14 protein-coding genes are annotated in these 12,756 nt (G+C 74.5%); 7 read left to right on the top strand and 7 right to left on the bottom strand.

The window, feature by feature from the left end; translation table 11 throughout:
• Window positions 1–127: 127 nt before the first annotated feature.
• Window positions 128–1,777 (bottom strand): beta-propeller fold lactonase family protein, encoded by a 1,650-nt coding sequence (locus tag ACIO9K_RS28620; RefSeq protein WP_400334335.1) that lies wholly within the window; start codon window positions 1,775–1,777, stop codon window positions 128–130.
• Window positions 1,778–2,102: 325 nt separating this feature from the next.
• Here ACIO9K_RS28620 and ACIO9K_RS28615 point away from each other — a divergent pair, with 325 nt between their 5' ends.
• The 5 genes from ACIO9K_RS28615 to ACIO9K_RS28595 all read left to right on the top strand — a co-directional run bounded on the left by ACIO9K_RS28615 (window position 2,103) and on the right by ACIO9K_RS28595 (window position 6,764).
• Complete coding sequence (locus ACIO9K_RS28615; RefSeq protein ID WP_400334334.1) at window positions 2,103–2,546, top strand: RrF2 family transcriptional regulator; 444 nt, start codon at window positions 2,103–2,105, stop codon at window positions 2,544–2,546.
• Between the two features lie 74 nt (window positions 2,547–2,620).
• On the top strand, window positions 2,621–3,799 hold the full coding sequence (locus ACIO9K_RS28610; protein ID WP_400334332.1) for a globin domain-containing protein: 1,179 nt from the start codon (window positions 2,621–2,623) through the stop codon (window positions 3,797–3,799).
• A gap of 105 nt (window positions 3,800–3,904) precedes the next feature.
• On the top strand, window positions 3,905–4,666 hold the full coding sequence (locus ACIO9K_RS28605; RefSeq protein ID WP_400334330.1) for a (Fe-S)-binding protein: 762 nt from the start codon (window positions 3,905–3,907) through the stop codon (window positions 4,664–4,666).
• Complete coding sequence (locus ACIO9K_RS28600) at window positions 4,663–6,108, top strand: lactate utilization protein B (RefSeq protein ID WP_400334328.1); 1,446 nt, start codon at window positions 4,663–4,665, stop codon at window positions 6,106–6,108. Before ACIO9K_RS28605 ends, ACIO9K_RS28600 begins: the two co-directional genes overlap by 4 nt.
• On the top strand, window positions 6,105–6,764 hold the full coding sequence (locus ACIO9K_RS28595; RefSeq protein ID WP_400334326.1) for a lactate utilization protein C: 660 nt from the start codon (window positions 6,105–6,107) through the stop codon (window positions 6,762–6,764). Before ACIO9K_RS28600 ends, ACIO9K_RS28595 begins: the two co-directional genes overlap by 4 nt.
• A gap of 25 nt (window positions 6,765–6,789) precedes the next feature.
• On the opposite strand, the gene ACIO9K_RS28590 is transcribed toward ACIO9K_RS28595, so the two are convergent.
• The 3 genes from ACIO9K_RS28590 to ACIO9K_RS28580 all read right to left on the bottom strand — a co-directional run bounded on the left by ACIO9K_RS28590 (window position 6,790) and on the right by ACIO9K_RS28580 (window position 9,763).
• Window positions 6,790–7,647: a hypothetical protein gene (locus ACIO9K_RS28590; protein ID WP_400334324.1), complete on the bottom strand. Its 858-nt coding sequence runs from the start codon at window positions 7,645–7,647 to the stop codon at window positions 6,790–6,792.
• A 146-nt stretch (window positions 7,648–7,793) separates the two neighbouring features.
• On the bottom strand, window positions 7,794–8,621 hold the full coding sequence (gene ddaH / locus ACIO9K_RS28585; protein ID WP_363617340.1) for a dimethylargininase: 828 nt from the start codon (window positions 8,619–8,621) through the stop codon (window positions 7,794–7,796).
• Between the two features lie 248 nt (window positions 8,622–8,869).
• Complete coding sequence (locus ACIO9K_RS28580; protein WP_363617342.1) at window positions 8,870–9,763, bottom strand: MBL fold metallo-hydrolase; 894 nt, start codon at window positions 9,761–9,763, stop codon at window positions 8,870–8,872.
• A 220-nt stretch (window positions 9,764–9,983) separates the two neighbouring features.
• On the opposite strand from ACIO9K_RS28580, the gene ACIO9K_RS28575 reads away from it, so the two are divergent.
• A complete protein-coding gene (locus ACIO9K_RS28575) occupies window positions 9,984–10,766 on the top strand; it encodes an SGNH/GDSL hydrolase family protein (RefSeq protein ID WP_363586458.1) in 783 nt (260 codons plus the stop codon).
• A gap of 7 nt (window positions 10,767–10,773) precedes the next feature.
• Here ACIO9K_RS28575 and ACIO9K_RS28570 read toward each other — a convergent pair whose 3' ends face one another.
• Window positions 10,774–11,223: a DUF2809 domain-containing protein gene (locus ACIO9K_RS28570; protein ID WP_400334321.1), complete on the bottom strand. Its 450-nt coding sequence runs from the start codon at window positions 11,221–11,223 to the stop codon at window positions 10,774–10,776.
• A 133-nt stretch (window positions 11,224–11,356) separates the two neighbouring features.
• Here ACIO9K_RS28570 and ACIO9K_RS28565 point away from each other — a divergent pair, with 133 nt between their 5' ends.
• Window positions 11,357–11,791, top strand: a complete 435-nt coding sequence (locus ACIO9K_RS28565; RefSeq protein ID WP_400334318.1) for a ribonuclease domain-containing protein — start codon at window positions 11,357–11,359, stop codon at window positions 11,789–11,791.
• A gap of 42 nt (window positions 11,792–11,833) precedes the next feature.
• Here the strand turns inward: ACIO9K_RS28565 and ACIO9K_RS28560 are convergent, their stop codons facing one another.
• Window positions 11,834–12,085, bottom strand: a complete 252-nt coding sequence (locus tag ACIO9K_RS28560; RefSeq protein ID WP_400334315.1) for a hypothetical protein — start codon at window positions 12,083–12,085, stop codon at window positions 11,834–11,836.
• Between the two features lie 71 nt (window positions 12,086–12,156).
• Window positions 12,157–12,648 (bottom strand): DUF5994 family protein, encoded by a 492-nt coding sequence (locus tag ACIO9K_RS28555; RefSeq protein ID WP_363617350.1) that lies wholly within the window; start codon window positions 12,646–12,648, stop codon window positions 12,157–12,159.
• Window positions 12,649–12,756: the final 108 nt, after the last annotated feature.

The raw sequence follows: 12,756 nt of genomic DNA, 5'->3' as shown, positions 1-12,756 counted from the left end.
GCAAGACGCTCGGCTGGGATACCCCAGCCGAGCGTCTACGTGATCTACTCACCGTCTGAAACCAAGCGGTGTTGCGACGACCCCTTGAACCTAAGACGCAGGCGGGGCCTTCGGTGCTCGGGGAGGGTCAGTGGCAGGTGATCAGCAGTCCGAGGACGGCGGTGCAGCTGCGGGTGTCCCGGCTGGTGGCCGGGGTCGGGTCGGCGGGCACGCCGGCGGTACGGGCCACCGTGACGTCGAAGCTGCGGATCAGGCTGAGCAGGCCGACCGAGATCGAGAAGTGCCGGGTGGTGCTCGCCCCCTTGGCGAGCGGCCCGGTGAGCTTGCAGGTGAGCTTGGTGCCCGCGATGGTGCAGTCGCCGGAGGTCGCCGCGAGGCCGGCCGGGAGGTCGGCGGAGACGGTGCCCGAGGTCAGCGTGTCGGGGCCCTGGCCGGTCAGCGTGACGGTGTAGTCGACCCGGCCGCTGAGCAGGTTGGACACCGGCGTGGCGGTCAGGGCGACGCCGAGGTGGGCACTGGGGGCCGTGTAGCTGAAGCGGTCGGCGGCGACGGCGGCGCTGGTGCCGCCGGGCGTGGTGACCCGGACGTCCACCGGCCCGGTCACCGCGGTGGCGGGGGCGGTGGCGGTGCAACTGGTCCTGGTGCAGTTGAAGGCGGTGGCGGCGCCCGCCGCGCCGAAGGTCACGGCGGTGGCGCCGTTCAGGTCGGTGCCGGTGACAGTCACCGTCGTGCCGCCGACCCCCGAGCCGCCGGACGGGCTGATCCCGGTGACGGCCGGGACGGGCAGCGGGAAGTCGAGCACGTCGACGGCGCCGCCGGTGAAGTCGGTGAGGTAGCCGCGCCGGCCGTCGCCGGTGATCGCCAGGCTGTACGGGCTCGCGCCGACCGGGACGGTCGCGGTGACCGTCCGGCTGGCGGTGTCCACGACGCTGACCGTGTTGTCGGCGTAGTTGGAGACGTACGCGGCGCTGCCGTCCGGGGCGAGCGAGACGGCGTACGGGCCGGCGCCGACGGCGACGGTGCCGACGAGCGTGTTGCCGGTGGTGTCGAGGACGCTGGCCGTGGCGTCGTCGGCGTCGGCGGCCCACAGCCGGGTGCCGTCCGGGCTGAGCGCGAGGCCGAAGACGCTGTGGCCGACGGGAACGGTGGCGCTCACCGTGCTGCTCGCGGTGTCGATCACGTTCACCGCCTTCGCGCCGGAGGCGGCGACGTAGAGCCGCTTGCCGTCCGCCGAGACGGCCAGCCCGTGCGGCTCGGCGCCGACCGGGACGGTGGCGGTGACCGCGTTGGTGGTGGTGTCCAGCACGCTCACGGTGTCGGCCCCGGCGTTGCCGACGTAGGCGCGCGAGCCGTCCGCGGAGAGCGCGAGGCCCCACGGCTGGGCGCCGACCGGGACGGTGGCCGTCACGGTGTTGCTCGTGGTGTCCACGACGCTGACGGTGCCGTCGAGGTGGTGGGTCAGGTACGCCCGGTGCCCGTCGGGGGACAGGGCGACCGCGTAGGAGCCGGTGCCGGCGGTGAAGGTGGCGGCCACCGTGTTGCTCGCGGTGTCCAGCACGCTCACGGCGCCGCTGCTCTGGCTCGTCACGTAGGCGTGGCCGCCGTCCGGCGTGAGCGCCACGCCCGCCGGGTAGGGCGCCACCGGCACGTGCGCCTTGACGGTCGGCGGCGGTGTGGCGGCCTCGGCGGTGGCGGGCTGCGACAGCAGTGCGGCCGTGGCCGCGGCTATCGCGGTCACGGCCGTCCAGGTGCGCCCGGGTGCGCGACGTGTTCTCACGAGTCTCTCCAGCATGGTCGGTCAAGGGATGCAACGCCGGTCGCTCCAGCCCCCTGCGGATCCGGAGCCGCACGAAGCGTAGAAGCCGGTATGACCATCCGTCAGGGGCTGATCGGTAATGTCGCCAACTGTTCAGATTCGACCGAGATTCGGACAGCAGTCACCCCGCCGGCCGCGCCCCGCCGCAACCAGGGACCGGCCGGGAGCGGGGCGCGGGCCGGTCGTGGACGGGTCATGGGTCGGTCGGGCGCCGGTCGGGGGCCGGTCGGGACGGGGGCGTGCAGGAAATTGGAGTTGTGGAGTCGCATTCGATAGCGTTTCGAACGTGAGGCTGACCAAGAGCACCGACATCGCCCTGCGGATCGCCATGCGGCTGGCCGTCCTGGGCGAGGACGCCAACCCGACCACCCGCGAGGTGGCCGAGGCGGTCGGCGTGCCGTACACCCACGCGGCGAAGGTGGTCAGCCGCCTGCAGCACCTCGGCGTGGTGGAGGCCCGGCGCGGGCGCGGCGGCGGACTGCTGCTCACCTTCGCCGGGCGGACCGGCTCACTCGGGCTGCTCCTGCGCGAGCTGGAGGGGGTCGGCGACGTGGTCGGCTGCGAGGACGACCCACCGTGCCCGCTGCGGGCCGCGTGCCGTCTGCGCGGTGCGCTGCGGACCGCCCAGGAGGCGTTCTTCGCCGCACTCGACCCGCTCAGCATCGACGACCTGGTGGCCGCGCCCACCGGCCCGGTGCTGCTCGGCCTCACCGCCAGACCCACCGGCTGATCCCCCACCCCCCGGGGCCGGGCTCACGCACGGCCTTTAATACGAATCTCATATACCAGTTAGGAGCCGGACTGATGCTGTCCGCCAAGTCCGCCGAGGTCATCGAGGCCACCCTGCCCGTCGTGGGCGGCGCCATCGGGGACATCACCCCGCTCTTCTACGACCGCATGTTCGCCGCCCACCCGGAGCTGCTGCGCGACCTGTTCAACCGCGGCAACCAGGCCAACGGCACCCAGCGCCAGGCGCTCGCCGGGTCGATAGCCGCCTTCGCCGGCGCGCTGGTCGCCCACCCCGACCAGCGGCCGGACGCGATGCTCGCCCGGATCGCCCACAAGCACGTCTCCGTCGGAATCGACAGCGGCCAGTACCGGATCGTCCACGAGCACCTCTTCGCCGCCATCGTCGAGGTGCTCGGCGAAGCCGTCACGCCCGAGGTCGCCGCCGCCTGGGACGAGGTGTACTGGCTGATGGCCAACGCCCTCGTCGCCGTCGAGGATCGGCTGCGCGCCGAGGTCGCCGCCGGCGGCGACCAGGCCGACCTCTGGCGCCCCTACACCGTCGTCGCCCGCCACCAGGAGACCGACACCGTCACCACCTTCCTGGTGCGCCCCGCCGACGGCCGCCCCGTCCCCGCCGCCCGGCCCGGCCAGTACGTCTCGGTGCGCACCGAACTGCCCGACGGCGCCAGGCAGATCCGCCAGTACAGCCTCTCCGGCACCGCCGACGGCGCGCTGCGCTTCACCGTCAAGCGCGAGCCCGGCGGCGAGGTCTCCGCCCACCTGCACGACCACCTGCGCACCGGCGGCCTCGTCCACCTCGCGCCCCCGCTCGGCGACATCTCCCTCGCCGACGGCGACGGGCCGGTGCTGCTCGCCTCCGCCGGCATCGGCAACACCCCGATGACCGCCATGCTCGACCACCTCGCCGCCACCGGCTCCACCCGGCAGGTCGTCTCGGTGCACGGCGACCGCGACCAGCTCACCCACGCCTTCCGCGCCGACCTCGCCCAGCTCACCGCCAAGCTGCCGAACGCCACCGCCCACGTCTTCTACGAACGGCCGCTCGGCGACTGGCCCGCCGATCGCACCGGCCTGGTCGACCTCTCCACCGTCGACGTCCCGGCCGGCACCACCGCCTACCTGTGCGGCCCGCTGCCCTTCCTGCGCGCCGTCCGCGAGCAGCTCCTCGCGGCGGGCGTCCCGGCGGCGGACATCCACTACGAGGTGTTCGGCCCCGACCTCTGGCTCGCCTGAGATCCCCTGGGACCCCACGAGGTCCCCGAGGTCCCCCGCCCCGGCCGGCCCGCTCGGTACGATCGCGAGCGGGCCGGCCGGTGTCGCCGGACGAAGGGAGGGCCGATGCGGGTCGCACTGTTCGCCACCTGCGTCAACGACGCGCTGTTCCCCGCCACGGCGGTCGCCACCGTCCGGCTGCTCGAACGCCTCGGCGTGACCGTGGACTTCCCCGCCGGGCAGACCTGCTGCGGGCAGCCGCAGTACAACACCGGCTACCGGCGGGCGTGCGAGCCGCTGCTGCGGCGCACCGCACGGGCCTTCGCCGGGTACGAGCACGTGGTGACGCCCTCCGGATCGTGCGTGGCCATGGTCCGGGACAACTACCCGCGGATCGGATCCCGGGCCGCCGCCGACGGCCGGGGCGGCGAACTCGACTCCATGGCCGCCGCGTTGACGCCCCGGGTGTACGAGCTGACCGAGTTCCTCACCGATGTGCTCGGCGTCGAGGACGTCGGCGCGCACTTCCCGCACACCGTCACCTACCACCCCTCCTGCCACGGCCTGCGGGTGCTCGGTCTCGGCGAACGGCCGCTGCGGCTGCTGCGCGCCGTCCGGGGACTGGAACTGGTCGAACTGCCCGGCGCCGAGGAGTGCTGCGGCTTCGGCGGCACCTTCGCGGTCAAGAACGCGGCCGTCTCGGCGGCCATGGCCGAGGACAAGATCGCCCACGCGCTCGGCACCGGCGCCCAAGTCCTGTGCGGCGCCGACAACTCCTGTCTGCTGCACCTCGGCGGCACGCTGCGCCGCCGGGGCGCGGCCCTGCGCCCGCTGCACCTGGCGGAGATCCTCGCCAGCACCGAGGAACACCCGTGGAGGCCCGCATGACCGGCACCTTCCTCGGCATGCCCGCCTTCCGGCAGGCGGCCTCCCCGCAGGCGACCTTCCCGCAGGCCGCAGCGGCGGCCGTCCGGGACGAGCGGCTGCGCGCCAACCTGCGGCACGCCACCCACACCATCCGGGACAAACGGGCCCGCGCCGTCGCCGAACTCGACGACTGGGCCGAACTGCGCGCGGCCGGCAAGGCGATCAAGGACCACACGCTGCGCCATCTCGACCGCTACCTCGTCCAGTTGGAGGAGGCCGTCACCACGGCCGGCGGCATCGTGCACTGGGCGGCCGACGCCGAGGAGGCCAACCGGATCGTCGCCGACCTGGTCCGCGCCACGGGAGAGACCGAGGTCGTCAAGGTCAAGTCGATGGCCACCCAGGAGATCGGGCTCAACGAGGCGCTCGCCGCCGAGGGGATCACCGCGTACGAGACCGATCTCGCCGAGCTCATCGTGCAGTTGGGCGAGGACCGGCCCTCGCACATCCTGGTGCCCGCGATCCACCGCAACCGCGCCGAGATCCGGGAGATCTTCGCCGAACGGATGGCCGCCTGGGGCCGCCCCGCACCCGAGGGACTGACCGACTCCCCCGCCGAACTCGCCGAAGCGGCCCGGCTGCACCTGCGGGAGAAGTTCCTGCGCGCCCGGGTCGCCGTCTCCGGCGCCAACTTCATGGTCGCCGAGACCGGCACCCTGGTGGTTGTCGAGTCCGAGGGCAACGGCCGGATGTGCCTCACCCTGCCGCGCACGCTGATCTCCGTGGTCGGGATCGAGAAGGTCGTACCGACCTGGCAGGACCTGGAGGTCTTCCTGCAACTGCTCCCCCGCTCCTCCACCGCCGAGCGGATGAACCCGTACACCTCGCCCTGGACCGGCACCACGGAAGGCGACGGCCCGTCCGCCTTCCACCTCGTGCTGCTCGACAACGGGCGCACCGCCGCGCTCGCCGACCAGGTCGGCCGCCAGGCGCTGCGCTGCATCCGCTGCTCGGCCTGCCTCAACGTCTGCCCGGTGTACGAGCGGGCCGGCGGCCACGCCTACGGCTCGGTCTACCCCGGCCCGATCGGCGCCATCCTGACACCCCAACTACGCGGCACCACCAGCCCCTTGGACGCCTCACTGCCGTACGCCTCCTCACTCTGCGGGGCCTGCTACCAGGTCTGCCCGGTGGCGATCGACATCCCCGAGGTGCTGGTGCACCTGCGCGAGCGGGTCGCCGAGCAGGGCGGGCACCCGCTGGAGCGGGCCGCGATCGCGGCCGCCGGGTACGTGCTCGACCACCCGGCGGCGCTCGCGGCCGCCGAGCGACTCGCCGGGCGCACCCGCGCGCTGCACCCCCGCCGACTGCCCGGCCCGGGCCGGGCCTGGACCGACACCCGGGACCTCCCGGAGCTGCCCGCCGAACCGTTCCGCGACTGGTGGCGGAGGAACCGCTCATGACCTCACGGGAGTTGATCCTCGCCCGGATCCGCGCCGCGCTCGCCGACCCCGCCCCAGACCGGGACCCCGACCGGGACCGGGCAGCGGAGGAGCCGGTCGCCCGGGACTACCTGCGCACGCACAGTCCGGACGATCCGGCGGCCCTGCTCGACCTGCTGCACCACAACCTGGCCGACTACCGCGCCCGGGTGCACCGCTGCACCGAGGCCGAACTGCCCGCCGTGCTGGCCCGGTTGCTGGCCGAACGGGGCAGCCGCACGGTCGCCGTGCCGCCCGGCCTGCCGCCCGCCTGGCTCAGCGCCACCGCCGTCACGGCCGTCCCCGACGACGGCACGCTCACCGCCGCCCGGCTCGACGCCGTGGACAGCGTCGTCACCGGCTGCGCGCTCGCGATCGCCGAGACCGGGACGATCGTGCTGGACGCCGGGCCGGGCCAGGGGCGGCGGCTGCTCACCCTCGTCCCGGACCACCACCTGTGCGTCGTCCGGGCACCCGGGCAGGTCGTCGCCTCCGTGCCGCTCGCACTGCCCCGGCTCGACCCGGCCCGCCCGCAGACCTGGATCTCCGGGCCGTCCGCGACCAGCGACATCGAGCTCGACCGGGTCGAGGGCGTGCACGGCCCGCGCACCCTGGAGGTGCTGCTGGTCGAGAGCTGACCGCGCCGACCGGGGCCGCGGCGACTCAGCTCATCGTCACCTCGCTGTACCGGTCGCCCTGGGAGCTGTCCCAGGCCACCTGCACCCGGCAGTCGACCGGCCGCCCGGAAGCGGCCAGTCCCTGCCCCGCGATGGCCGCCGACGGGTCGGCCAGCGTGCTGAACAGGCCGCCCGCCGGCGGGGCGCCGCCAGGTGTGAAGCCAAGGTCCGCGGGCGCGACGGCCGTGGGGTAGAACACCGCCCGGCCCGTGATCGTGTACGTCCCCCGCGTGGTGTCCTTGCGCTTGCGGCCGGGGATGACCGAGCACAGCGAGAAGGTGTCCTCGGCGCCGTCCGAGACGTTGCCCGCCGCGTCGACCGTCCACAGCTCCCAGTAGCGGGCGACCGTGGCGTGGGCGCTCGACCCCTTCGCGGTGATGTACGAGTCGATCCGGCTGCCCGACATCGCGTTCCAGTCCGTGCCGTCCCATTCCTCCACGGCGAAGACGCGGTTGATCTCCTGGATGATGACGCCCTGCTGGGGCGCGGCGACGCTCAACTGCCGCCTGCGCTCGAAGTAGCCGCACTCGCCTTCCAGGTCGTCGGCCGTCAGATGGGTGAGCGCGATCTGCGTCGCCGGCCCGGCTCCGGGCGTGGGGGCCCGCTGGACCGACACCCCCGCGCCGCCGGAGGCGTCGTGGCCGTGTCGCTGCTGCTCGACCAGCCGGGCCACCGCGGCGTTGCCGAGGGTGCGTTGCAGGGGCAGCGCCGTCGAAGGGGACAGCGGGCCGACGGCCGCGGCCTCCCGGGCGCCCTCGGCCGGGAGGTCCGTGCTCCGGCGCTCGGGCGCGGCCCTGCGCCGCCGCGCCGCCTCGTCCTCGGATGCGGAAGCCTGATCGCGCATGTGGCCCTCCTGTCGGCACGGCACCGCCCCGGATGCCCTGGCCAACCTCTACCGGACGGCGGGGCGGCCGGGAAGGTCCGCGAGGGCAGCGCGAAGGGCAGAGCGGACGGCGGTGCGGACGGCAGTGCGGACGGCAGGTTCCGAATTCAGGCGGGCCGCAGCTCCAGCGTGCAGCACTTGGCTCCGCCGCCGCCCTTCAGCAGCTCCGAGACGTCCACCGGGACCGGCTGGTAGCCGTGCTCGACGAGCCGCCCGGCCAGGTGTTTCGCCGCCTCGGGCAGCAGCACCCGGCGCCCGTCCGAGACCGCGTTGAGGCCGAACACCTCGGCGTCGGCCCGGTCGGCGAGGATCGCGTCCGGGTACAGGGTGCGCAGCACGGCCCGGCTGTCGGCGTCGAAGGCCTCCGGGTAGTACATGACGTGGTCGTCGGCGAGCACGGCGAGCGCCGTGTCCAGGTGGTAGAAGCGCGGGTCGACCAGGGTCAGGCCGACCACCGGGACGCCGAAGAACCCGCCCGCCTCGGCGTGCGCGGCCCGGGAGGTGCGAAAGCCCGTCCCGGCGAGCACCCGGTCGCCGGCCACCAGGTGGTCGCCCTCGCCCTCGTTGACGTGCCCGGCGCGGTGCACCTCGCGGTAGCCGTGCGAGCGGAACCAGGCCTGGTAGGCCTCGGACTCGGCGGCCCGCTCCGGGTAGCGGAAGGTCGCGACCAGCGCCCGGCCGTCCAGCACGGTCGCGCCGTTGGCGGCGTAGACCATGTCGGGCAGGCCGGGCACCGGGTCGATCAGCTCGACGGTGTGGCCGAGGCGGCGGTACAGCCAGTACAGCCGCTCCCACTGGCGGACGGCGAGCGCGGTGTCGGTGGGCTGCGCCGGGTCCATCCAGGGGTTGATCGCGTAGTCGACGGTGAAGTACGTCGGCCGGCACATCAGGTAGCGCCGCGGCCTGGCAGTGCGCTCCGGGGTCTGCGTGGGCATTCCTCAACCGTCCTCGGGTGCAGGGGAGTTCGGGGATTCCGTTCCCCAGGCCGCTGCCCCGGCAAGGCTGTTCGCACACCCGCGCGGGCGCCCCCGGCGGGCACAGGCCCCCGCGCACCCGGCGCGGGCTCCGGCGCACCCGGCGCGGGCTCCGGCGCACGCGCGGCCGATCGCCACGGGACGGACCGCACCGAGCGTCACGGGGACGCGCCGCGCCGAACGTCACGAGGACGGGCCGCGCCGAGGTGTCACCAGCGGACCGCGCCGAAGTCCACCGGTGCGGGCCGCAGGCCCCGGCAGCGGCCGGCGAGCGCCCGCAGCCGGGCCGCCGCCTCCTCGGCGGGCATCCGGTGCCGCTGGCCGTGGCCGGGCAGCAGCCACTCGAAGCGCAGCGCGTCCAGGCTGCGGTCCAGCGAGGCCGAGAGCTCCTCGATCGAGTACCAGGTCACGGTGTCGTACACCTCCAGGTCACCGGTGGTGCGGGACCAGTACAGGGTGTCGCCGGTGAAGCAGTACCGCTCGTCGACCAGGTACAGCACGCTGCCGCGGGTGTGGCCCGGGAAGGGGTGGGCGGTGACGCCGGGGGCGACCTCCACCGGTTCGACGCCGCGCAGCACCCGGTCGGCGTCGGGCGCGGCGTCCAGGTCGCCCTCGTGGATCCAGAGCCGGGCGCCGAGCCGGTCGGCGTACGCCCGGCCGTGCGCCGCGTGGTCGCGGTGCGTCAACAGGATGTCGGTGACCGGGCCGAGGGCCTCGTACCGGGCCGCGAGCGGCTCGGCGTAGCGGGGCGTGTCGACCATCAGCCAGCCCGCGGGGCGGCGGCAGAGGTAGGAGTTGGCCCCGGCGTTGCGGCGGGAGTTGTGGCCGAGCAGCAGCAGGCCGTCGTCGAGGGCCAGCGGGAAGGGGTCGGTGGCCGGGTCGAGCGGGCCGGTGCCCGGCCGGATGGAGCGGGTCGGGCAGGCGTGGGCGGCGGCGAGCAGCTGGCGGTGCTCGGCCTCGTCGTGCGGCTGGCGGACCAGCTCGGAGCGGCCGGCGCGCTCACGGATCAGTCCTGGCGCGAGCTGCCGGGCCACGTCGCAGTTGGTGCAGCGGTCGTCGACGGACCACTGCCCGGACAGACCGGAGGTCGGATTCAGAGCCATGGATGTCTTCCCCCTGGAAGGACGGCGGCCGGGCCGGCCGCGCTCTTCGAGCATCGTCCGGGCGGGCCCAAAAGCGGAAGGGGGGCGGGATCTTGCGGTTTCCGGGGGCCGCCGCTCTGCACTCCGGTTGTATTCCGGGTGGGGCACGTGGCCCATCTCACGTGCCGGCGGGGTCACCTACGGTGGCGTAGGTCACTTGAATGGGTGAACTATCTCCTTCATGCCGAACCTCCAGGAGACCCTTGACCTCAGTTCGTATGCCGCCCTCGGCGACAGCTTCACCGAGGGCCTGAACGACCCCGGTGCCGACGGCGCCTTCGCCGGCTGGGCCGACCGCCTGGCCGGGTTGCTCGCCGACGGACGGCCGCCGGGCGGGTTCCGCTACGCCAACCTGGCGGTGCGCGGCCGGCTGCTGGACCAGATCACGGCCGAGCAGGTGCCGCAGGTCCGCCGGCTCCAGCCCGACCTGGCCACCTTCTGCGCCGGCGGCAACGACATCCTGCGGCCCGGCAGCGACCCGGACGAGGTCGCCGAGCGCTTCGAGGCGGCCATCGTCCAACTCACCGCCTCCGCCGGGACGGTGCTGATCTGCACCGGCTTCGACACCCGGGACGTACCGCTGTTCAAGCACCTGCGCGGCAAGATCGCCACGTACAACGGGCACATGCGGGCGGTCGCCGACCGCAACGGCTGCAAGGTGGCCGACCTGTGGTCGCTGCGCGCCGTCCAGGACCGCCGGGCCTGGAGCGAGGACCGGCTGCACCTCTCCCCCGAAGGCCACCAGCGGGTCGCCCTGCTGGCCGCCCGCTCCCTGGGGCTGCGCACCGAGCAGGACCCGGAGGCGCCCTGGCCGGCCACCCCGGAGCCGTCCGCCGCCGACCAGCGGCGCGAGAACCTCCAGTGGGCCCGCGAGTACCTGCTGCCCTGGGTCGGTCGACGGCTGCGCGGGGAGTCCTCGGGGGACCACGTCGAGGCCAAGCGGCCCGACCTGCTTCCGCTCTGACGCAACGTCAGGCGGCACCGGGTGCTGCGGCCGTCCTCGCAGCCCTTGCGGTCCTCGCGGTCCGTGCGGCCTTCGCGGTCCGCAGCACCCGGTGCGCCAGCGCGGCGAACGCGGCACCGACCAGGTACCAGAACAGGTCCGGCGGATTGAACGTCGACCCCAGCACCAGCCGGGCCAGCCCGCTGCGCCGCCCCAACTCGTCGGGCACCCCGGTGATCTGGAACAGCTCCACCGCCCAGCTCAGCCCCGCCGCCACCACCGCCGCCCGCCCCGGCCGAACACGGGGCGCGACCAGCACCACCAGCGCGTACACCAGCACCGTGTAGAGCGCGTCCCCGGCGTACTTCGCGACGTCCCCGCCGAGCACGGCCCGCGCGCCCAGCCCAGCCGCCACCGTCGCCCCGGCCGCCAGCAGCGGCACCACCCGCACCCGCAGGCGCCCCCAGAGATCATCCACCCGCCCACCCTACGGCCCGGCCGGCGGCCACCGGCGTCCGGTGCCGGGGCTGGTCCGGACGGGTGACCTCCCGCATCCGTGACGCCCGGGCGTCGTTGGCCGCTGCGTGACCGCACACCGAAGCCTGCTCCGGGTGGCCGCCGCCGCACTGTTCCTGACGGCCGTCACCGTTCCCTCCGCCGCCCCGGCCGGCGCCGCCGCCGCGGCCCACCCCGCGCCGCGGATCGTCCGCGGCATCCTCGAACCTCCGCTGCCCGTCGACCAGTTCCCGCCCCAGGTCGAGGAGGCGTGCCACATCTGGCACGACCTGCGGTGGCCGACCGCGAACGCCCCCCGGGACTACCCGGTGGCCGGCTCCCCCTTCGTGATCCGCGGCAGCAACGTCTACGGAAACCGCAGCGGCGACCTCCCCCAGGACGGCCACTACCGCGAGTACGACGTCAACCCGCGCCAGCCCGGCCAGCACCGCGACGCCGAACGCCTGGTCCGCGACCCCGCCACCGACCACGTCTGGTACAGCGACGACCACTACGCCAACTTCCGCGAGATCAGCTCGGGATGCTCCTGATCCGACCCCACGGACACCGCCCGCAGGCCGGGACCGGGCACGTCACTCGCGTGACCACTCGGTCTCGGCCTCGGGCTCGCCGACGGCGTCGGACCCGCCCCAGACCCGGACCCTGACCGCCCGGGGCCCCGGGGCCGGTCGGGAGAGCGTGCGCACGAACACCTCCCGGACGTGGTTGGCGGCCTGCTGGGGCGGCCCGTCGTACTCCAGGGGGTTCGGCATGGGCGCGCCGCCCTGCCGGGCCCAGTGGCCGTCGTCGTCCTGGGTCTCCAGGACCCATCGGTAGTGCCGCATCCTGACCTCCTCCGGCCCGGGGCCGCTCCTCGGTGCTGTCAGGTCTGTGCTGTCAGGTCTGTGCTGTCCGGTCAGTGCGGTTCGGTCGTGGGCTCGGAGCCGATGCCGGTGGCCAGGAGGATCTGCCGCGCCGAGTCGGTACCGCCGGCCCGGACCGCGCGGGCCATCGAGGCCAGGGCCGCTTCCCGGCCCGCCCGCGGCGGAACCACGAGCAGACTGAAGTGATCGCGGTCGCCCCGCGTGACGATCACCGTGTCGTCGCCGACCGGATACCGGTCGATGCGCACCGACCGGCCGTCGACGACGATCCGGGCCGGCACCTCGTCCCAGGCGTCCGCGTCCAGGCCCACGCTCACCACGGGGCCGAGGTGCTCGGTCAACGCGCCGACCAGGCCGGGCAGTTCGGCGCCAATGTTCCGTGACCGCGGCCACCAGGCGCCATCGAGTGCGCCCTCGCGGGACCGCGTGGTCTCCAGGCGCAGCAGGACCGTCCCCGGTTTCACCGCCTGCCGGAAGCGATCCGGCAGAAGCCCGGGGTGCGGGGCACCGGCATCGTCCGACATGGCTCGCCACCTCTCCGCGGGCGCGGATCGGGCCCGCCGAACGGGGCCGGCCCCTCGGTTCCAGCAACTGGGCCGCCCCGCCCTCCCACGGTACTCCGACCGCATCGG

This window comes from Kitasatospora sp. NPDC087271 (assembly GCF_044744605.1).
Classification (GTDB): Bacteria; Actinomycetota; Actinomycetes; order Streptomycetales; family Streptomycetaceae; genus Kitasatospora.
Note: the sequence above shows the minus strand (reverse complement) of the source record. Positions and strands in the feature narration are given on the sequence as shown.

Excerpts from the sequence above, each read along its gene's own strand:
- ACIO9K_RS28595 (WP_400334326.1), top strand. The coding sequence starts at position 6,105 with ATGACCTCACGGGAGTTGATCCTCGCCCGGATCCGCGCCGCGCTCGCC.
- ACIO9K_RS28575 (WP_363586458.1), top strand. The coding sequence starts at position 9,984 with ATGCCGAACCTCCAGGAGACCCTTGACCTCAGTTCGTATGCCGCCCTC.
- ACIO9K_RS28605 (WP_400334330.1), top strand. The coding sequence starts at position 3,905 with ATGCGGGTCGCACTGTTCGCCACCTGCGTCAACGACGCGCTGTTCCCC.
- ddaH (WP_363617340.1), bottom strand. The coding sequence starts at position 8,621 with ATGCCCACGCAGACCCCGGAGCGCACTGCCAGGCCGCGGCGCTACCTG.
- ACIO9K_RS28580 (WP_363617342.1), bottom strand. The coding sequence starts at position 9,763 with ATGGCTCTGAATCCGACCTCCGGTCTGTCCGGGCAGTGGTCCGTCGAC.
- ACIO9K_RS28590 (WP_400334324.1), bottom strand. The coding sequence starts at position 7,647 with ATGCGCGATCAGGCTTCCGCATCCGAGGACGAGGCGGCGCGGCGGCGC.
- ACIO9K_RS28560 (WP_400334315.1), bottom strand. The coding sequence starts at position 12,085 with ATGCGGCACTACCGATGGGTCCTGGAGACCCAGGACGACGACGGCCAC.
- ACIO9K_RS28610 (WP_400334332.1), top strand. The coding sequence starts at position 2,621 with ATGCTGTCCGCCAAGTCCGCCGAGGTCATCGAGGCCACCCTGCCCGTC.
- ACIO9K_RS28555 (WP_363617350.1), bottom strand. The coding sequence starts at position 12,648 with ATGTCGGACGATGCCGGTGCCCCGCACCCCGGGCTTCTGCCGGATCGC.
- ACIO9K_RS28600 (WP_400334328.1), top strand. The coding sequence starts at position 4,663 with ATGACCGGCACCTTCCTCGGCATGCCCGCCTTCCGGCAGGCGGCCTCC.